The organism is Psychromonas sp. MB-3u-54, from assembly GCF_002836415.1.
Lineage (GTDB): Bacteria > Pseudomonadota > Gammaproteobacteria > Enterobacterales > Psychromonadaceae > Psychromonas.
This window is the reverse complement of record NZ_PJBP01000117.1, coordinates 40,177-58,867: the sequence shown is the minus strand read 5'-3', so window position 1 is coordinate 58,867 and position 18,691 is coordinate 40,177. Positions and strand designations below refer to the sequence as shown.

Sequence of the window (18,691 nt, the reverse complement as noted above, 5' to 3'; positions counted from 1 at the left end):
AGGTAGCCGCTGATTCAGTCCGCACGAAGTGTAAAAAGGCTGGATAAAAAGGCTGGACACCCATACCTAAAAAGGCTGGACACCCATACCCACGACCAAAAAACTGGAATATAACCTAATATCGGTTGTTCAAATTGATATTAAAGAATAAAAATCTGAGGCGCTTTTTGCCCAAAGCGCCTGATCAATGAAATCGATCAACCTGGTACTTCCAGGTTGATGCCGAACTTGAAAGTAAGTGACTGGCAACGAACTAATCATAGCGTTATTTAAAAAGCTATTTACGAAGTAGTTGTCGACATATATCAAACGTATAAAAATTACTGTATCCACTATAAAGCGATTTATATTTTTTAAAGATGACCTCGTTTCAAATCAATATTAGCCTCCGTAACTGCTCTCTTTTAGTCTGATATTTCGATATTATTTGACCTCTTTACGCCACGTTTACGCCTCAAGGGGCGGGAGCCTTTGTAAATAGGGGGGTGGTGTAGGATATTTTATCCGTAGTATTGCTAAGCAGATTATTTCCGGTTTGCTTATAATACCAAAGGAATTAATGAAGTGATCAATTATTGCGAAGGAAAAATTAGCACTAACAAGGCGTGAGTTGCAGGAGATAGTTGTTCTCACTTCAAAACTCACAACGCAGTTAGGGATGATTTTAACCAGCAAGGGTGATCACCTTTTTAGTTCTTTTGGTATAAACATCCTTCGTCAGTATTCACCTGAATTCTTATCTGCTCTAATTAGCTTTAGGGCTTTAGCCAGCTATCTTTCTGAGGCGCTCTGCTCCTATATAACAAGGTGAATTTTCTACAAATTAGTGGCTAAAAATAACTGACCGTAACAGTCTAGCTCGAAAGTCAATAATGACCGTCAAACCTAAAAGGATAATAGGTGCGAAACTGGTTAGGTATTACGCTATTTAATTTCTTTTTCTATAAATAATTGCACGCCTGTTTGTATATTTTCTGCAAATGCTTTCGCAAGCATTGATAAAGGTTTGTGCGCCGGCGTAATAATGGCATGCATAAACTTCATTTTTGGTGAAAAAGGTTTAAATATAACTTTCCCTTGTCCTGATTTATAAAAATTATAGCTAGCAGCGCTGATTGGATCACAAATACAGCAGCAAAGTTGCTGTTCAACAAATTCAAAAGCAGAAATATAATTTTGCAGCTCAAAACGGACATTATATTTTGCTTCTATAGCATCGAAAATATTTTCCAGTTGTGTACTTATTGGATGTTGAGCATATATACATGCGAGTGGAACACCATCCAAATCAAGTGGCGTAATAAGGGGTAACTTGGCCAGTGGATGGTCCTGATGTACAGCGCATACCGCTTCAAGCTCTATAGGTTCGACATTAAGAGAACTCCTTTCTTTTGGATGCTCACAATAGCCAATATCGTATTGTTGAGAGGCCACCCAGTCATGCACGATCGAGGAACTTCTCATCATCATTGATATATTTACATTGGGTTTGTCTTTTACGAAATCAGCAATCATATGGGGCATGAAAAAAAGTGCCGCAGCAGGCATGCAGGCAATTCGCAAATTACCCCTCGATATATTTTTAACTTCAGCCATCAATTGCGTTGAGCGTGTCAGGCGTTCAAGTACAGCTTCGGTCTCCTCCAGTAAAAAATAGGCTTCCGGTCTCGGTATTAACCGGCCTTTATTCCGTTCAAACAGATCAAATCCTAATTTATTTTCAAGGTTACTGATCATGGAACTAATAGCTGGCTGGCTACGGCAAAGAGAGCGTGCCGCGACAGATACGGAACCCGAGCGCATAACAGCCCGAAAAGTTTCTAGTTGCTTAATGGATAGATTGGAACTCATTGCCTCTCACCTATAAGAAAAAGTTATGGAAGTAGAGATATTTTAAGTTTGCTTTGATATAAGTCAATATATATTCTAATCCCATTAAAAAAACGCAGTTATTGCTTCGTATAATAACGATCAGATTAAAATCTCATTGTTATTTAATTTCAGTGCCTGAGTAACAAGGAGAGAATTTCCAATGAATAAATTGTTTAAATACTTGCTGACAGGGTTGATTATGCTTGTTGCATTTTCGCAATTTGTCCAAGTCATCACCCGATATGTCTTTGAAGTCCCTATCATGGGGTTGGAAGAATCAATCGTAATTCCAACAATGTGGTTGTATATGTTAGGCGCGGTCAATGCCTCTAAGGAAGATACTCAAATACGTGCCAATGTATTGGAAATATTCATAAAAACAGAGCGAGGTCTGATAATACTAGCCTTAGTTGCGGAAGTAATTAGCTTAGTAATTTCGTTTTGGCTGACTTATTGGGCTTGGGATTATTGTAAATATGCCTGGAGAGTATGGAAAGAAAGTCCAACTTTGTATATACCGACGTTTTATCATGAAGTTTCAATTTTCATTGGCATGCTTCTGATTAGCACTTTTATTATTCTGCAGATCATAGTAAAAGCTCGAAAATTAAAATCCCACCCACGTGTAATGAAGAAGGCCCTAGATTATGTTTGAAGTAGCATTACTGGCTGTTGCTGTACTGGTTATCCTATTGACCGTTGGTGTTCCATTACCATTTTGTTTTGGTGGTGCGCTAATGGTTATGAGCATCGGTGGAGGCATCTCCATGAAAGGTAATATGATGTGGGGAGCCGGACAATTAATGAACCCTATCTTGCTGGCAATTCCTCTTTTTGTTCTGGCTGGAACGATAATGAGTCAAAGCGGTATAGCGGCAAGTTTATTACGTTTTCTCAATACCTTTGTTGGTCATATTCGTGGTGGTCTCGGTATCGTCGCTTCAGTAAGTTGTGCCATTGTTGGCGCGATCTCAGGAAGTGGTTTAACTGGTATTGCCGCGATAGGACCGTTGCTTATTCCTGAAATGGAAAAACGTGGTTACCCAAGAGCGTATGCAACTGCATTGATCGCGAACTCATCAATATTAGGGCTTCTTATTCCCCCTAGTGTCACCATGATTGTGTATGGGTGGGTGACAGATACCTCTATTCTTGCATGTTTTTTAGCGACACTGGGTCCCGGATTATTAGTCACCTTTAACTTTGCTGTGATTAATATGATTAAGGCACGTAATTTCCCGCTCATATTAGATGAAAAATTACCGCTTAAAGGAATGCTTAAAGAAGTAAAAACGCGTACGACTCATGCTATTCCCGCTTTATTGATGCCCATCATTATACTGGGCGGTATTTACGGCGGCATTATGACGCCCACTGAGGCCGCTGCTCTTGCTGTTATATATTCAATTCCGGTCGGTTTTTGGATTTACAAAGGCTTGACATGGAAAACGCTATTAGAGTCGGGCAAAGAGTCTGCAACAGCTGTCGGCTCTATTATGTTTATGATCCTTTTCAGCCTGATTCTGAGTCAGATGTTTGTTGTTGAAAATATTCCTGCAGAATTGGTCGAAGCCGTTTTTAGTGTTACTGAAAATAAAGTATTACTCCTTATCTTTCTTAATATCATGCTTTTTTTAGTGGGTATGATTGTAAATGATATTACTGCAATTATTTTGATTGCTCCCCTATTACTTCCCTTGATGACTGCGATGGGCATTAGCCCAATTCAATTCGCCGCCATTATTGGAGTAAATACGGCAATGGGTGGGGTAACTCCTCCCTATGCTTCCATACTCTACCTCGGTGCTCGTATAGGCAAGGTGAAATTTTCTGAAGTGATCGGTCCTGCAATGATGTTAATAGTTTGGGGTTATTTACCCGTAGTTATTTTAACCTCAGCCTGGCCTGAACTATCACTCTTTCTTCCAACATTTTTTGGTTATTAAATAAGGATTTTTTAATGAAATTAACAAATACACTTTTACCATCATGGAAGCCAACGAAATCTGTAAAAGCAGCTTTTCTTGCGCTCACAGTGTTTGGTGTACCAACTGTTTTTGCAGATGCATTGCAGATTAGTCACGTTCGTCCGCAGGGAACTGCGATTGATAATGATGTGAAAAACTTAAGTAAAGCAATTGAATCTGCAACAGATGGCGATTTAAAACTTCGCATTTATGCAGCTAATGCTCTGGGAGATTACACCATAGTTCAGGAGCGGATCTCATTAGGCGCCATCGATATGGCTGTGCAACCTGCATCCTCTGCAGCGGACAGAAAAATGCAATTAGCTTTACTGCCATCTTTAGCAAATAACTGGCAAGAAGCACAGAAAATTTATGGTAGCGGCGGCGCTGTTCGTGAGGCTATGCAGAGACTGTATGCTGAACAAGATATTACCGTTCTTGCTGCTTACCCTGTTTATTTTGGTGGTGTTGCTCTTAATGTAGAAGCTGAAAGCGCAGGAGAGATTGATGTTCAAAAGGGTATAAAGCTGCGTGTACCACCGATTAAGAGCTTCCAATTATTAGCCGGAGATTTAGGTTATATAGCGGCACCACTGCCTTTTTCTGAAGCATTTACGGCTGTTCAGACTGGAGTAGTTGATGGTGTTATTGGCTCCGGCGCTGAAGGTTATTATGCCTCTTTCCGTGATGTGACAAAAACTTACATTCCATTAAATACTCACTTTGAGGTTTGGTATTTAATTATCAATAGTGAACGTTTAAGCGATTTATCTAATGATCAGCAAAAAGTATTGATCTCAGCTGCCACTGAATTTGAAAATAAGCGCTGGTTGAGTGCTCCTGTTCAACAGACCATGAATGAGCAAAAATTGGCTGATAATGGCACCAACATTGTTGAAATTAGCGACCAGCAATTAGCAAAAATTTCCGACAGCGTTCGTGAAAACGTTTGGCCTGAAATACTAGATGATATTGGCGCTAAGTGGGGGCAAAATATTTTAGATAAAATAGGGAAATAAATAAGCAGAAGCATTGCAATTGCTTTATCTAACCTTTGTATTACGGGAGACATTCTCTCCCGATTTTTTAGATTCACGGAATAAATCATATGAAACCAGAGTATGCCGTTATTGGTGGTGGAATTGTTGGCTGTGCCGTTGCTTATGGACTACTAAAGTCAGGTCATAATGTGACTGTTTTGGATGGTGGTGATAGCGATCATCGTGCATCCAGAGGTAATTTTGGGCTAGTCTGGCTTTCCTGTAAAGGCTTCGGTGCTCCACATTATGCTGCTTGGACTCAACGCTCTATCGGTTTGTGGCGAGATCTCGCAAATGAACTGGAAGAAGTGAGCGGCGAAACACTAGATTTAGTACAGAAAGGAGGTTACGACTTCTTTTTTTCTGAACAAGAGTTGCAACAACGAGTTGAAAAATACCAGCAACTTGGTCAAGAGTTAGGCATAGATTACCCCTACGAAATATGGGATCGAGCCAAGCTTAAGCAAGAAGAGCCACAAATAGGGCCTGATGTTATCGGTGCAATATTTGGCCCTGAAGATGGTCATGTCAATCCGCTTAAATTATTAAAATCATACCATAAAGCGATTACAGCCTTAGGTGGAAAGATTATCTCGCAAGTGAATGTTGTTGAGGTTGAGCAGCAAAGTGACGGCCGATTTACGATTGAAATGCAAGATGGCAGCACAATGGTCAGTGATAAAGTCGTTCTTTCCGCTGGTTTGGGTTCAGCAGTGCTTGGGCCACAACTCGGTTTTAAGGCTCCTGTCACACCACAAAAAGGGCAAATTTTGATCACCGAAAAACTTCCGCCAATGATCAATCGTCCTTCTGGCATTATTCGCCAAGTTGATGAAGGAGGAATTCAAATCGGTGACTCTAAAGAAGCAGCTGGATTTAACTCACAAGATACAATTTCTGTCACTGCTGCCATCGCAGAACGCGCCATTGCGACATATCCGTTCTTAGCGAATATTCAGTTGGTCAGAAGCTGGGGGGCGCTGAGAATAATATCGCCAGATGGTTTGCCTATCTATCAGAAGTCAAAAACCCATTCCGGGGCGTACATGATCAGTTGCCATAGTGGTATTACATTAGCAGCGGTGCACAGTTATTTAATGCCTTTATGGCTGGAGAATAAAGCTGAAGCACCAGACTTGGAGAAATTTGATGAAAGCCGATTCTAATTTTGTAAGATTAAATTCACAGCCGCATGAAGCATCTAGTGAAGTACAATTTTATTGGGAAGAACGCCCGGTTACCGCACGACAAGGGGATACCATTGCAGCCGCTTTATTGGCCTCAGGCATTATTCATACTCGAGATACGGCAGTTTCAGCTTCTTCTCGAGGTCCATTTTGTATGATGGGAAGCTGTTTTGAATGTCGAGTGGAAGTTAATGGAGAGCTGAATGTTCAAGCATGCATGCGTGTTATTGAACCAGGTATCTCAGTTAAACGTCAGCGAAGTTAATTAGATAAGGGAATAGTTATGCTCAATGTAGATGTGTGCATTATTGGGGCAGGGCCAGCAGGTATAACAGCTGCCATTGATTGTACAAAAATGGGCTCTAAGGTGGTGTTACTCGATGAGCAGCCTAGCGCAGGTGGGCAGATATATCGTTCTATCAAAAAAAACGGGCATGTACACGGCGAAATATTGGGACCGGATTATTTACATGGCGCGAAGTTAGTCAGTGAAGTTGAATCAACCGGCGTGCAGCATATTACCGAGGCTAAGGTCTGGCGAGTAGATAAAGACAAACAAGTATTTTGGAGTTGCAGAGGTAAAGCACAACAATTACAGGCTAAACGGATAATTATTGCAACGGGGGCATTAGAGCGTTCTTTTGCATTTCCTGGCTGGACCTTACCCGGTGCAATGATGGCTGGTGCAAGTCAAGTACTGCTTAAAACATCAGGACTCGCCCCTAAGCAAGCAATTATGGTTGGAACGGGGCCGCTGCTTTATTTGTTAGCTGTACAGTTGATTAAAACGGGTAACGCACCCATTGCGATTGTCGATACACAAGCGTCTAAGCAATACATTAAAGCGAGCCGTTATTGGGCCAATGCAATTCAGGGAAGAAAATATATTTATAAAGGGATCAACCTGCTTCTACAAATAAAAAAAGCAGGGGTGAAACACTATCATCGTGCGACTGATATTTGTGCTTACGGCGTTGATAAAGTTGAAGGGCTAAGTTTCACTTGTGCTGGCAAAAAAGAGGTCTTGGATGCTCAAACAATCTTAAGCCATATTGGAGTGGTGCCAAATGTCCAATTGACTCGTGCACTTGAATTAGATCATAGCTGGGATCCACTACAACGTTGCTGGCGCCCAAGCTTAGATGAGCATCAGAATACCTCTTTGTCCGGCGTTGCTGTGGCTGGCGATAATAGTGGCATTGGTGGCGCATTAGTTGCTGAGTACCAAGGTCATTTGGTTGCTTGTGAAGCTTTGTATTCTTTGGGAAAAATAACTAAAGACGAATGGCAAAAAAGCACTAACACATTAAAGCAACAGATTAAGCAGGAACTTGTTATTCGTCCTTTTTTGGATGCATTATATTCTCCCCCTCAGCAGGCCTTAACACCTGTTGATAAGACTATTATTTGTCGTTGTGAGGAAGTTTCTGCTGGAGATATTCGTCAATATACTCATCATTCTGCTTATGGAATAAATCAAATCAAATCATTTAGCAGATGCGGCATGGGGCCTTGCCAGGGGCGCTATTGCGGGCAAACAGCGGCTGAAATTATTGCAGATGAAGCTAATATAGAAGTATCTGAAGTAGGATACTTTCGTATTCGTTATCCAATAAAACCATTAAAGCTCGGTGAACTGGCCAGCCTAACACCAACAGATAAATCTTTTATGCAGCAATATAAAGATTAAAAATAATAAACTGGGCTAATTTTGGGTATCGAGGCTATTTTTCTTCGACAATTGGTTTAGAGCTGAAATAAAAAAACAATATTCATCAGAATCCTAATTTAACGGATAATTAATTAATGGAGTATTTATGATCGAACGTATACATGCTGGCGAACGAATGAGCAAGATTGTTAAACATAACGGCGTTGTTTATCTTTGTGGCCAGGTCGGCGTGGGGGGCACTACCATTCAGGAGCAAACAACTGAAATGCTTAGCCGCGTAGATGAATTGCTAACACAAGCCAACAGCAGTAAAGAAAACATTCTACAGGCTATTATTTGGGTTGCCGATATGAAATATTTTGCTGAAATGAATGAAGTTTGGGATGCGTGGGTACCGAAAGGCTCAGCTCCTGCTCGAGCATGCAGTGAGGCAAAACTTGCGCGACCAGAGTTGTTAGTGGAAATTATTATTGTTGCCGCAGAGTTGACTGATTAAGCGTTAATAAAAGCGGGGGCACTATGTATTGTAAACTTGTTGAAATGGAAAAGATTAAAAGCAGTCAATCACACCTGAATCTAAATTTTGGACCAATAAATTTGGCGTAATCTAGGCGTAAACCTGCCTAAACCCAAGACAACCAAAAAACACCCAGTTTAATTGAAACAATGAGATAAGTGTTCTAAAGAAATAGATGTAACCTTTTTTTTGGGATTTCAAATCCATATATTGGGAGTTCGAATCTCTTCACCCTGCCAAATATTATAGAAAGCCTCGACTTATGTCGGGGCTTTGTTGTTTCTGGGACAATTTTTTTAAATGAGAAAGGTTAGCGGTAATATCCCTTAATCTAACAACCCTTTATTCCCCCTGTTTTATGCCTTACAAAGTCACCCTTGCTGTTCAAGATAATCATGTGCGTAGATCCGATCTGTTGCAGTCTTGTTTGTGCGGTGTTATCTGTGTTTCTTGTGCAGCGCTAGAGCAGTCTAGTGAGGTCGATAAATCACTTCTGGTTTATCGTCATTAATTTAATTCCAAATTAAGTTGAAAAACTTTGTACCCATTGGATAAATATTTTGTTACCCATTTATTAATCAAACGGCGACTGACATTGAGAGCTTTTGCTATTGAAGCTCTATAATGACCTTTAGTAAATGTTTGTATCGGCATATAGCGGAGCTTAAGGATCGCGTTATTTTTATGTGGGATTGATATATCTGTCATGCTTCTTAATTCATAATCCGGTCGTTGACTAATTTAAAGAACATGCCATAACTGATCATAAATCTAACGCGTTTGATATTAGTGCTTGGTATGACAGTAAGGTTTTGAAGGTGCAGCAGCATTTATGCGTAAACACGCAATTGAAGAAATGCTGCATATGAATCATTTATTTAACTACGTAAGCGAAACAGGTGCGATGCCAATACTTGGTGCGGAACAACATGATGAAGAAATTTTGTTAATAAAGGTGGTCATGCACTATTTTTGTAGATAAAGATTTGGCTGAAATGGTAAAAAAAGACCTATATCGGTAGAGTCGGGCGTATAATTTAGTGTCCTTACAGTAAGTAGATGTTGTTATTATTCATCAATAAAAACGAGATCCCCAATACAAATTGGAGGATCTCGTCAGTCTATTTTGAATCCTTAAAGGAAAGCGAAGCTTACCCCTTCACGTATACCACTTGATGGCCAGCGTTGAGTAACAGATTTACGTTTAGTATAAAAACGTACACCATCAGGGCCGTAAGCATGCAAGTCACCAAATAATGAACGCTTCCAACCACCAAAACTATGGGAAGCCACAGGTACTGGTAATGGTACATTGATACCTACCATACCTGCCTCAATATTATCAGTAAAATATCGTGCGGCTTCACCATCACGGGTAAAGATACAGGTGCCATTACCATATTCATGATCGTTAATTAATTGCATCGCTTCTTGCATCGTTTTAACGCGCACCACTTGTAAAACAGGGCCAAAAATTTCAGCTTGATAACTTAACATGTCTTGAGTGACATGGTCGATTAAGGTTGCACCCACAAAGAATCCAGTTTCAAAACCATCAACGACAGGGTTACGCCCATCAACAACAATTGTCGCCCCTTCTTGTTGTGCACTTTCGATGAACCCATTGACTTTATCGCAGTGTGCCGCGCTAATGACCGGGCCAAAATCGTTACTGGCAGTGCTATATTCACCAATACTTAGCCTTTTCATACCTTCAGTTACTTTTTCAATGAGGGCATCAGCGGCTTCATCACCGACAGCAACGGCAACAGAAAGTGCCATACAGCGCTCACCCGCTGACCCAAAAGCAGCCCCAAGTAATTGATTTGCCGTATTGTCCATGTCGGCATCAGGCATGATAATCGCGTGGTTTTTTGCACCCCCTAAGGCTTGGCAACGTTTACCGTTGGCAGTAGCTGTGGTATAAATATATTCTGCAATGGGAGTTGAACCAACAAAACTGACCGCTTTAACCCGTTTATCGTTAAGCAAAGTATCAACGGCTTCTTTATCACCATTAACTACGTTCATTACGCCATCGGGTAAACCCGCTTCTTTAAGCAGTTGTGCGATAAATAAAGTTGAGCTTGGATCGCGCTCTGACGGTTTTAATATAAAGGTATTTCCACAAACAATGGCTAATGGGAACATCCACATTGGTACCATGGCCGGGAAATTAAATGGAGTGATACCTGCAACCACACCAAGCGGATGAAACTCACTCCAACAATCGATGTTTGGTCCTACATTTTTGCTGTGCTCACCTTTTAATAACTCAGGGGCGCCACATGCGTATTCTACGTTTTCAATACCGCGTTGTAATTCACCCGCTGCATCATGAGATATTTTTCCGTGCTCTTGCCCAATTAACTGACAAATTTTATCGGTATTTTGCTCGAGTAATTCTTTAAAACGAAACATGACTCGTGCACGCTTAAGGGGAGGAGTCTTACTCCATTCAGGAAACGCGTCTTCAGCTGCTACAATCGCTTGCTCAACGGTTTGTTTGCTGGCAAGTGCTACTTTTTTTGTGGCTTCTCCCGTAGCGGGGTTAAACACTGCTTGTGAGCGGGTATCGTTATTCATCATTTCACCATTAATTAGGTGGCCAATAGTTGTCATTTTGAATTCCTTATTTTTATAAAAGTTGTTGGTCATTCTCGATATTTTATCGGGAAGGCTATCGCTGTTACTTAATTTCGCCGAGAGTTTCACCAAGTGCATTAACTAAGCTATCAATCTCAGGTAACTCTGTTGTAAATGGCAAACCAAGTTGAATGGTGTCGCCGCCGTAGCGAACGTAGAAACCTTTTTCCCACATTTTCATGGCAATTTCATAAGGCCGTTTGCTCGGTTCTGCTTTGCCTTGTTCAGTACCAAAGGCATCAATACTTAATGCTCCAGCTAAGCCATAATTACGAATGTCGGTGATATGAGGGGAGCCTTTTAATCCATGTAATACTTCTTGGAAATGGGGGGCCATTGATTTAACACGCGCGGGTAATTGATCTTTCTCTAAAATATCTAATGAGGCTAATGCTGCGGCGCAAGCAACAGGGTGAGCGGAATAGGTATACCCATGGGGAAGCTCTAACATATATTCAGGACCACCTGTTTCCATAAAGGTATCGTAAATTTCTTGTTGGGCAATGACTGCGCCCATTGGAATTGCGCCATTGGTAAGCTGTTTTGCTACTGTCATTAAATCTGGGGTAACACCAAACTCTTCTGCCCCGGTATTTGAACCCATACGCCCAAAAGCGGTAATAACTTCATCAAAAATCAACAAAATATTATGTTTAGTACATAGCTCACGTAAACGTTTTAAATAACCTACCGGTGGTGGGATAACCCCAGCTGAACCTGCAAGCGGCTCGACAATAACAGCCGCAATAGTTGACGCGTCATATATGGCAACCATGGCTTCTAATTCATCGGCTAAGTTTGCGCCTTGTGTCGGCATCCCTTTTGTGTATTTATTCTCGTTGGTCATGGTATGCGCTAGATGAGCGGCTTCTATACCTTGACCATAAATAGCACGGTTAGGGGCAATACCACCGACACTAATACCGCCAAAATTAACGCCGTGATAACCCTTGGCGCGGCCAACAAAGCGGGTTTTACTCGGCATGCCTTTTTTACGCCAATATGCACGCGCCATTTTTAATGCGGTTTCTACCGATTCAGATCCAGAGCCAGTGAAAAAGACTCGGTTTAAGCCCTCAGGCATCAATTCTGTAATGCGGTACGCTAATTCAAAAGATTTAGGGTGACCAAACTGAAAAGCAGGTGAGTAATCTAAGGTTGCTATTTGTTTGCTGACGGCTTCTGTGATCTCTGGCCGTGCATGGCCTGCACCACAAGTCCAAAGCCCTGAAAGGCCATCAAAGATTTTTCTGCCATCACTGTCAGTATAATAATTACCTTTAGCAGATACGATAATACGCGGATCTTTTTTAAATTGACGGTTACCCGTGAATGGCATCCAGTGTGCATCAAGTTGTGATTGGGGAATACCGTGGTTAGCGTTTTTGTTGTTAGTCATCCTGTTACCTCAACAATTTATTGAATTTACTTTCACACGTGTTTGGCGATTGCTTGAATTCATTATCAATGTTTTAATAGATATGTTAAATACAACATTTTCAAACCTAACTTAAATATATGGTTAACTATGTGTTGATCGATATTTAGCTGAATTGTAGATCATTCGCTATGAGCAATAATCAATGAATAAAAATAAAACATTACTACCCAGGCAAATAGGTGATACCCATATTCGGTTATTACGTATCTATAAAACGGTTATTCAATCGGGCGGCTTTGCCGCTGCAGAAATCGAATTAAATATTAGCCGACCGGCAATTAGTGTTGCGATATCTGAACTTGAGTCTTTGTTAAAAATGAAGCTATGTCATCGTGGTCGCTCTGGTTTTTCTATTACCAAGCAAGGTGAGCAAGTTTACGAATCTAGTTTGCAATTACTCAGTAACATTGAAAATTTTCGCAGTGAAATGAATGCCATAAATACTGATTTAGTGGGCGAGTTGAATATTGGTATTACTGATAACTTGGTTAGCAGTGAGCAAATGCGTATTACTAACTCCTTAAGCGCGTTCAAGCACCGAGCCCCTGAAGTTATTATTAATATTCGCATGATACCGCCTAATGATATTGAAATGGCAGTGCTCGATGGGCAATTACATATTGGTGTGGTACCGGATCTGAGAGCTTTAAGCGGACTATGCTACTTACCTTTGTATAAAGAAAGATCGCTATTGTACTGCAGTGAGCGACATCTGCTCTTTGATAAAGAAATCGATGCTATTAGCGATAGTTCACTGGGCCAATATGATGCAGTGTTGCCCAACTATCAACAGCCAATAGCAATAAAACTGCAGCAAAAAATATTGAAAGCAACAGCGACTTCAACCGATCGTGAAGGTCTTGCATTTTTAATTTTAACTGGAAGATTTTTAGGTTTTTTACCTGTGCATTTTGCAGAGCGCTGGGTGGCACAAGATAAAATGCGGTCGATTGACGCACGCCACAGAAACTTCGATACTCACTTTTCTACAATCACCCGTAAAGGTGGGAGAGAAAACTTGATACTTGAAGCCTATTTAGAAGAATTAGAAAAGACATTGTAAAATGGATCGGTTGATGAATACTAGGTTGAAAATGGTGATAAAGAGCAAGGGGTACATATTAAATGTACGTGATTTGGATAAAACATTAAAATCAAAATTTTTATATTTTCTTAGATTCAAACAATGAGTGTATAACTTGAATCGGTAGAAAAAACGCTCAGCTGAATATATGCTAATAGCTCTATAACGTTTTAAGCGACTGTAATAATTACGGAATTTCACACCAATTAAAGGGCAGATGACACTCGCGGCCTAGGCCTTTTTATGCTCAGTCATAAACGAATACCTTATGTCGTTTCTATTACAAAGAAGACCATTGCCTTTTTTAGCATCTCTCTCTCCATTTTAAGTTGTCTGTTTTCTTCTTTGAGTTGACGTGTTTTTAATTGTTCAGGTGTTAATTTGGCATTAACTTTAAAGGCGAGCCTCTCATCGTTTTCTGCCTGTCGAATCCATTTACCAAGTAGTCCAAGGTTCTAGCTGCTTCAGCTTTGTTGTAGCTTTGCTCATCAACGAGCGATATTGCATCTAATTTAAATTTTTTGAATATTTTTTATGTGTTGTCATTCTATTTCTCCTAATCGCTTACGATAATTAGTGAGCGCACTTGGAGTGACATGAGAATACATTTCTTTAGAGTTGGTATGTAGAGCAATATCCAGCGAGCCACCGAATTATTTTATTGAGCTATTTCGCATTAACCCCATTATTATAATCAACCAAACTACTTGCTCTGCGGGTAAGCGGCATCATCGAATACTGGCCTTTTGTGTGGTAAACAATGCCCCTTCAGCACCACTTGCTTTTAATATATTGTTATACGTATCATTATTTTCAAAGGATTTATAAAATAATTCTATTTCTTGATTAAACAAAAAAAACCAACCTTTGACAAAATTAGGGATTATGCTCTATCTCCAAGATCGTTCAATTTTTATTAAAAGATCCTTAATCAATCGGCATTAAAAAAACAACTCGCGCCTTTAAATTTATATTTTCTCAGAAGAGCTTGATGCCGAAGAACTTTTAAATGCCTCAAGAGATAAGTGCTCTGTAGATAATAAATTACACTGGTAGTGAGAGGTATCATTGAATGAAGATACCTGTCGAATTAAACAAAAAAATCAACCAAAAACCTCGCGACAGCAAGGCATGTGAATATAAATATGTTATGGGTATGTTATGGATATGTTGCAAGTGAATGAGTCATTTACAGGCGAAAAAAGGGAAATACAAGCAAAAAAATCGAAGGGATTTGTACCTTTTAAATATTGTATCAGGGCTTTCTATTATCTAAAAAATCTTTTATTACAATGAATTTAATCTTTTTTTGTGATCTCAGGAGTTTGTGATTTTGGCATTAACCATATGATTACCTTAGCTTAATATATATAGTATTTACCTCAGACATTAAAAGAGGCAGACTTCAATTGACCTCACCTATCTTGATATATATATGATGTTGTGATGTCTCGAATGTAAAACCACGGATTATCATAATGTTAAAAAGGATTGTCATAATGTTTGAAAAAAGTAACGATACTAAGAAATTTATGCTTATTGCTAGCACGTTAACGGCTGCATTAACTTTTTCCGCGCTCGATGTTGCTGCGGCTGATAACCAATTTATGTTTTCACAGCCTTTTAACGCAGATCATATTTTTCACCACACTTCCGAAAAGTTTATTGAAAAATTGGCTGACGAAGACTCATCCTATAAACCTGATTATCACTTAGGTGGTGATTTAGGCGATTGGACCTCGCAGTTTGAGCAGGCGATGATGGGAGTGATTCCAATGACCATTACCTACGGCGCGTCTGAATTTGACGGTAGACTCGATCTAACCTGGCTTGGTTATGTCGTAGATGATTGGGAAAGCGCTCGTAAAGTTTACGGTCCTGGCGGTCCAATGCTTGACGTCTACAATAATATTTTTGCTGATATGGGCTTAGTCGCATTAGGTACTATTCCTACCGGTTTTGGTTCTATCACTATCCGCAAAGGAGTCGATAAAGTTCCGACCACTTTCCCTGAAGATGCAAAAGGGATAAAAATGCGAGTCATTCCTTCGCCATTGGCGATTGAACGTTTTAACAACTGGGGATTCTCCGCTGTTCCTATGCCCTATTCTGAGCTATATACAGCCTTACAGTTAGGTACTGTCGATGGCCGAGCATTTGGACCTGCAGTTGAAATTTGGCAGATGCGTGATGTTTTACAGGCATACATTTTAACGCGTGATTATTTTGAGCATGCATTCTGGTTAGTTAATAAAGATTGGTGGGAAGGATTACCAGCAGCCGAAAGACAGAAAATGCAAATTGCGGTTGATGAAACGCTTGACTGGGCTTGGCAAGAAGCAGAAAGGATAGATAACGAATTTTTAGAAAAAGTTCGTGATTACGGTATTGATGTGGTCGAATTATCTGACGAAGACCTGACTAAGGCTAAAGATATCTTATACTCAAAAGAATGGCCATTTATGGAGAAGAAGGTTGGTAAAGAAATCATGACAATGATGCGTGAAATCGCTGATATTAAGTAACTCCTTTCAAGCTAACCTAGGCGCAATCGGCATTCATTATGATTGCGCCTAAAACTTCCCCCAGGTTATAGGTGATATATCAATGAAAACCCATATCTTAGAAGGCTCAACTTTTTCTGAGCAGGTTGCCTTGCCAGATAAAGTCAATTTCCTCCTGAAACGCTTGGAATATCTACTCGATTTTGGTTTACAAGCAGCAATGATCTTTACCAGCTTAGGACTCTCCATACTCATATTTGCTCAAGTAGTTATGCGCTACGTGCTTGAGTCTCCTTTTGCTGGAACCGAAGAGGCCGCAATTTTGTTGGCCATTTGGACCTATTTTCTTGGTATGGGCTATGCGACTAAACATCGGGAGCACATTCACGGTGGTATTGTTAGTCTTGTTGTTAGCGACCCATTTAAAATTCAGATGATCCGCTTTATTGGCTCGGTTATTTGTAGCATTGCCGCCTGTGTTTTTGGCTATTATGCCTCTAAGTACGGTCTTTTTGTGATTGAGATGGGACGAAAAAGCTTGTATCTGCAGTGGCCAAAAGGGTTGTGGAGCGCTAGCATGATCTTTGGCTTTGTCATGATGGCTGGCTACTTCCTGCTGCAAACCGTGGCGGATTTTAGCGCGATGTTAGCCGCTAAAAAACAGTCGAACTCATCCCGCCCATCATTTATCAAGGACTAGTACTATGACTATTTTTCTTCTTTGTATGCTGCTGATAGTTGTCTTGCTGTTAGCTGAAATACCAGTGGCATTCTCATTTGGTATCGGTGCTATTTTATTCACTTATGCGACGGGTAATAATATTTCGTTTCTAGTAACGCATGGCTTTAATGTCGCCAGTAGTTTTGCGCTATTAGCCCTGCCATTGTTTATTTTAGGTGGGCTTATCATGGCAGAAGGTGGTATTTCCGCGCGTTTACTCGATTTTGTTAACTCTTTCGTTGGCCGAATCAAAGGAGGTTTAGGAGCGGTAACAGTATTAACCTGTGCGCTTTTTGGTGCAATCTCAGGTAGTTCCTCGGCAGCGATTGCAGCGATTGGACAAATCATGATCCCGCGGATGGTTAAGGAGGGCTATCCCGAAGGGCATGCTACGGCATTAGTTGCCTGCTCGTCGGTATTGGCGTTGCTTATCCCGCCAAGTATTCCAATGATTATATTTTCGATAACCGGAGGCTTATCCGTGGGAGCCGCTTTTCTGTCGACCATTATCCCAGGTATATTATTAACACTTATCTACTGTGCTTTAAATTTTTGGTTCTTGCGCAACGACACGTTAATTAAAGTTGACCCGCCGCTCCCTTTTGCAGCAGCCGTACGTGGTATTGCTAAGTCCGGCTATAATTCGTTATTCGCATTATTGATGCCAGTTATTATCTTGGGTGCTATTTACAGTGGTATTGCGACACCAACCGAAGCTGCTGCTATTGCGGTAATTTATGCTATACCGGTAAGTTTGATGGTATATAAAGGACTAACCATCAAAACATTAGGAACAGCGACTGTTCGTGCTGTTATTATGACCGGATCTATTATGGCGGTATTATTTTTCTTGTTTATTATGAGCAGAGCAATGATCCTCGAGCAGATACCCAAACAAATTGCTGAAGCGTTGTTGACAGTATTTGACAACAAGTTTGTTATCTTGTTGGTTATTAATTTATTGTTACTGCTCATTGGTATGATTGTCGATGATATTTCAGGTGCTGTTTTAGCGGCTATTATCTTCTTGCCAATCGTCGAGCAACTCGGCATTCACCCGATTCATTTTGCCGCGATTGTAGGTGTTAACTTGGGACTCGGTAATGTATCCCCCCCCTGTGCGCCGATGCTCTATATGGCCGGAGGGGTAGCAAAGTTACCACTCCATAAATATATTGGGCCAACCCTTAAATTCTTATGCTTAGGGCATTTGCCAATGGTTTTTATAGTGACTTTTGTACCTGATTTAGCCTTGTTTTTACCCCGTTTGTTGATGGGGATAGAGTAAGGAATAAAACGGGCATTATGTTCAATTTACTTACTCGATTTCAGCTATAAAACCGTCTAATTTACGAGGACTCTTCAGTCCTCGTATTTATGCTACTTGCGACGTTAATAAATTTTAGCTGATGGTCGAGTTTTTACTATTTATGTAGACCTTGGCTATGGTGGAGTTTGAAATTTTATATTACATTGTTTTCTGTTTCAGCAATGGTTTTAAGCATTATGACAAAGCCTATTCTCGTAGGAAGGTGGTATTACATTGGCTGCACATGCGTGGGGCTACTTTCCTGAAAATCCTCCTTATTTTCTAAAGATTGTAATGGGGTCGCGTCTTGCCTTTAAGTCGCTTGGGGCGAAAATGCCTTAGCTAAATCCTTCAAAAAGTGCATGAACATTCAAATAGGCTTTACCAGTAAGGAATTTTTATTTTGTTCTTTATTGGGAGAAATCGATCGTAAATAAACAAATTAATCTCAACAGATCAAGGGTGAAAAATTTCTAAGCCTTTGTACTCAGAAGCGTCTTAGACTGTCAAAATTTAAGCTATTGTAATGTACGCTGTTAAAAGCGATTGAATTATTTTCGAGATCAGTGTGCGATTTTCATAAACGCTTAAAGCCCACTTATTTCGTGATGCTAGTAATCTACTGAGGGGGCCCTCTCTAATATGATAATGACGTTAAAGTGTGTATAAAATCTAAATCTATTATTGATCGTTGAGACTATTAAATAGTTTTATTTTTTGGCGTAAACCTG

The 18,691-nt window shown here is 40.3% G+C and carries 15 protein-coding genes and 2 pseudogenes; 12 read left to right on the top strand and 5 right to left on the bottom strand.

Annotation, left to right across the window (positions count from 1 at the left end; all coding sequences use genetic code 11):
* Positions 1-924: 924 nt before the first annotated feature.
* On the bottom strand, positions 925-1,851 hold the full coding sequence (locus CXF72_RS06870; protein ID WP_101038016.1) for a LysR family transcriptional regulator: 927 nt from the start codon (positions 1,849-1,851) through the stop codon (positions 925-927).
* A 181-nt stretch (positions 1,852-2,032) separates the two neighbouring features.
* On the opposite strand from CXF72_RS06870, the gene CXF72_RS06865 reads away from it, so the two are divergent.
* The 8 genes and pseudogenes from CXF72_RS06865 to CXF72_RS20210 form a co-directional block, all read left to right on the top strand.
* A complete protein-coding gene (locus tag CXF72_RS06865) occupies positions 2,033-2,527 on the top strand; it encodes a TRAP transporter small permease (protein ID WP_101038015.1) in 495 nt (164 codons plus the stop codon).
* On the top strand, positions 2,520-3,818 hold the full coding sequence (locus CXF72_RS06860; RefSeq protein WP_101038013.1) for a TRAP transporter large permease: 1,299 nt from the start codon (positions 2,520-2,522) through the stop codon (positions 3,816-3,818). The genes CXF72_RS06865 and CXF72_RS06860 overlap by 8 nt, the downstream gene beginning before the upstream one ends.
* A 14-nt stretch (positions 3,819-3,832) precedes the next feature.
* A complete protein-coding gene (gene dctP / locus CXF72_RS06855) occupies positions 3,833-4,858 on the top strand; it encodes a TRAP transporter substrate-binding protein DctP (protein ID WP_101038011.1) in 1,026 nt (341 codons plus the stop codon).
* Between the two features lie 89 nt (positions 4,859-4,947).
* Positions 4,948-6,045 carry an NAD(P)/FAD-dependent oxidoreductase gene (locus tag CXF72_RS06850; RefSeq protein ID WP_101038009.1) on the top strand — a complete coding sequence of 366 codons (1,098 nt, stop codon included), beginning with the start codon at positions 4,948-4,950 and terminating at the stop codon, positions 6,043-6,045.
* On the top strand, positions 6,029-6,331 hold the full coding sequence (locus CXF72_RS06845; protein WP_101038007.1) for a (2Fe-2S)-binding protein: 303 nt from the start codon (positions 6,029-6,031) through the stop codon (positions 6,329-6,331). Before CXF72_RS06850 ends, CXF72_RS06845 begins: the two co-directional genes overlap by 17 nt.
* 18 nt (positions 6,332-6,349) lie before the next feature.
* A complete protein-coding gene (locus tag CXF72_RS06840) occupies positions 6,350-7,756 on the top strand; it encodes an FAD-dependent oxidoreductase (RefSeq protein WP_101038005.1) in 1,407 nt (468 codons plus the stop codon).
* Between the two features lie 127 nt (positions 7,757-7,883).
* Positions 7,884-8,234, top strand: coding sequence for a RidA family protein (locus tag CXF72_RS06835; RefSeq protein WP_101038003.1), 351 nt, complete (start codon positions 7,884-7,886; stop codon positions 8,232-8,234).
* 841 nt (positions 8,235-9,075) lie between these two features.
* Positions 9,076-9,237 (top strand): annotated as a pseudogene (locus tag CXF72_RS20210) (hypothetical protein); the annotation flags it as partial.
* A 152-nt stretch (positions 9,238-9,389) separates the two neighbouring features.
* Here the strand turns inward: CXF72_RS20210 and CXF72_RS06825 are convergent.
* Together CXF72_RS06825 and CXF72_RS06820 are read right to left on the bottom strand one after the other, a co-directional pair.
* Positions 9,390-10,877 (bottom strand): CoA-acylating methylmalonate-semialdehyde dehydrogenase, encoded by a 1,488-nt coding sequence (locus tag CXF72_RS06825; protein ID WP_101038001.1) that lies wholly within the window; start codon positions 10,875-10,877, stop codon positions 9,390-9,392.
* Positions 10,878-10,944: 67 nt separating this feature from the next.
* Positions 10,945-12,300, bottom strand: coding sequence for an aspartate aminotransferase family protein (locus tag CXF72_RS06820; RefSeq protein ID WP_101037999.1), 1,356 nt, complete (start codon positions 12,298-12,300; stop codon positions 10,945-10,947).
* Positions 12,301-12,484: 184 nt separating this feature from the next.
* Between CXF72_RS06820 and CXF72_RS06815 the strand changes: the two genes are divergently transcribed.
* A complete protein-coding gene (locus CXF72_RS06815) occupies positions 12,485-13,405 on the top strand; it encodes a LysR family transcriptional regulator (RefSeq protein ID WP_101037997.1) in 921 nt (306 codons plus the stop codon).
* A gap of 186 nt (positions 13,406-13,591) precedes the next feature.
* Here CXF72_RS06815 and CXF72_RS06810 read toward each other — a convergent pair.
* A pseudogene (locus tag CXF72_RS06810) lies at positions 13,592-13,972 on the bottom strand (transposase); the annotation flags it as partial.
* A 182-nt stretch (positions 13,973-14,154) separates the two neighbouring features.
* Positions 14,155-14,280, bottom strand: coding sequence for a hypothetical protein (locus CXF72_RS20000; protein ID WP_269801157.1), 126 nt, complete (start codon positions 14,278-14,280; stop codon positions 14,155-14,157).
* 645 nt (positions 14,281-14,925) lie between these two features.
* Here CXF72_RS20000 and dctP (CXF72_RS06805) point away from each other — a divergent pair.
* The 3 genes from dctP (CXF72_RS06805) to CXF72_RS06795 all read left to right on the top strand — a co-directional run bounded on the left by dctP (CXF72_RS06805) (position 14,926) and on the right by CXF72_RS06795 (position 17,939).
* Complete coding sequence (dctP, locus tag CXF72_RS06805) at positions 14,926-15,951, top strand: TRAP transporter substrate-binding protein DctP (RefSeq protein WP_101037995.1); 1,026 nt, start codon at positions 14,926-14,928, stop codon at positions 15,949-15,951.
* A gap of 82 nt (positions 15,952-16,033) precedes the next feature.
* A complete protein-coding gene (locus CXF72_RS06800; RefSeq protein WP_101037993.1) occupies positions 16,034-16,630 on the top strand; it encodes a TRAP transporter small permease in 597 nt (198 codons plus the stop codon).
* A gap of 4 nt (positions 16,631-16,634) precedes the next feature.
* The gene (locus CXF72_RS06795) at positions 16,635-17,939 is read left to right on the top strand and encodes a TRAP transporter large permease (protein WP_101037991.1); all 1,305 of its coding nucleotides are present in this window, start codon (positions 16,635-16,637) and stop codon (positions 17,937-17,939) included.
* Positions 17,940-18,691: the final 752 nt, after the last annotated feature.

Coding starts and splice junctions, on each gene's coding strand:
- CXF72_RS06840 (WP_101038005.1), top strand. CDS start 6,350: ATGCTCAATGTAGATGTGTGCATTATTGGGGCAGGGCCAGCAGGTATA.
- CXF72_RS06845 (WP_101038007.1), top strand. CDS start 6,029: ATGAAAGCCGATTCTAATTTTGTAAGATTAAATTCACAGCCGCATGAA.
- CXF72_RS06870 (WP_101038016.1), bottom strand. CDS start 1,851: ATGAGTTCCAATCTATCCATTAAGCAACTAGAAACTTTTCGGGCTGTT.
- CXF72_RS06865 (WP_101038015.1), top strand. CDS start 2,033: ATGAATAAATTGTTTAAATACTTGCTGACAGGGTTGATTATGCTTGTT.
- CXF72_RS06850 (WP_101038009.1), top strand. CDS start 4,948: ATGAAACCAGAGTATGCCGTTATTGGTGGTGGAATTGTTGGCTGTGCC.
- CXF72_RS06820 (WP_101037999.1), bottom strand. CDS start 12,300: ATGACTAACAACAAAAACGCTAACCACGGTATTCCCCAATCACAACTT.
- CXF72_RS06795 (WP_101037991.1), top strand. CDS start 16,635: ATGACTATTTTTCTTCTTTGTATGCTGCTGATAGTTGTCTTGCTGTTA.
- dctP (WP_101038011.1), top strand. CDS start 3,833: ATGAAATTAACAAATACACTTTTACCATCATGGAAGCCAACGAAATCT.
- CXF72_RS06835 (WP_101038003.1), top strand. CDS start 7,884: ATGATCGAACGTATACATGCTGGCGAACGAATGAGCAAGATTGTTAAA.
- dctP (WP_101037995.1), top strand. CDS start 14,926: ATGTTTGAAAAAAGTAACGATACTAAGAAATTTATGCTTATTGCTAGC.
- CXF72_RS06860 (WP_101038013.1), top strand. CDS start 2,520: ATGTTTGAAGTAGCATTACTGGCTGTTGCTGTACTGGTTATCCTATTG.
- CXF72_RS06815 (WP_101037997.1), top strand. CDS start 12,485: ATGAATAAAAATAAAACATTACTACCCAGGCAAATAGGTGATACCCAT.
- CXF72_RS06800 (WP_101037993.1), top strand. CDS start 16,034: ATGAAAACCCATATCTTAGAAGGCTCAACTTTTTCTGAGCAGGTTGCC.
- CXF72_RS06825 (WP_101038001.1), bottom strand. CDS start 10,877: ATGACAACTATTGGCCACCTAATTAATGGTGAAATGATGAATAACGAT.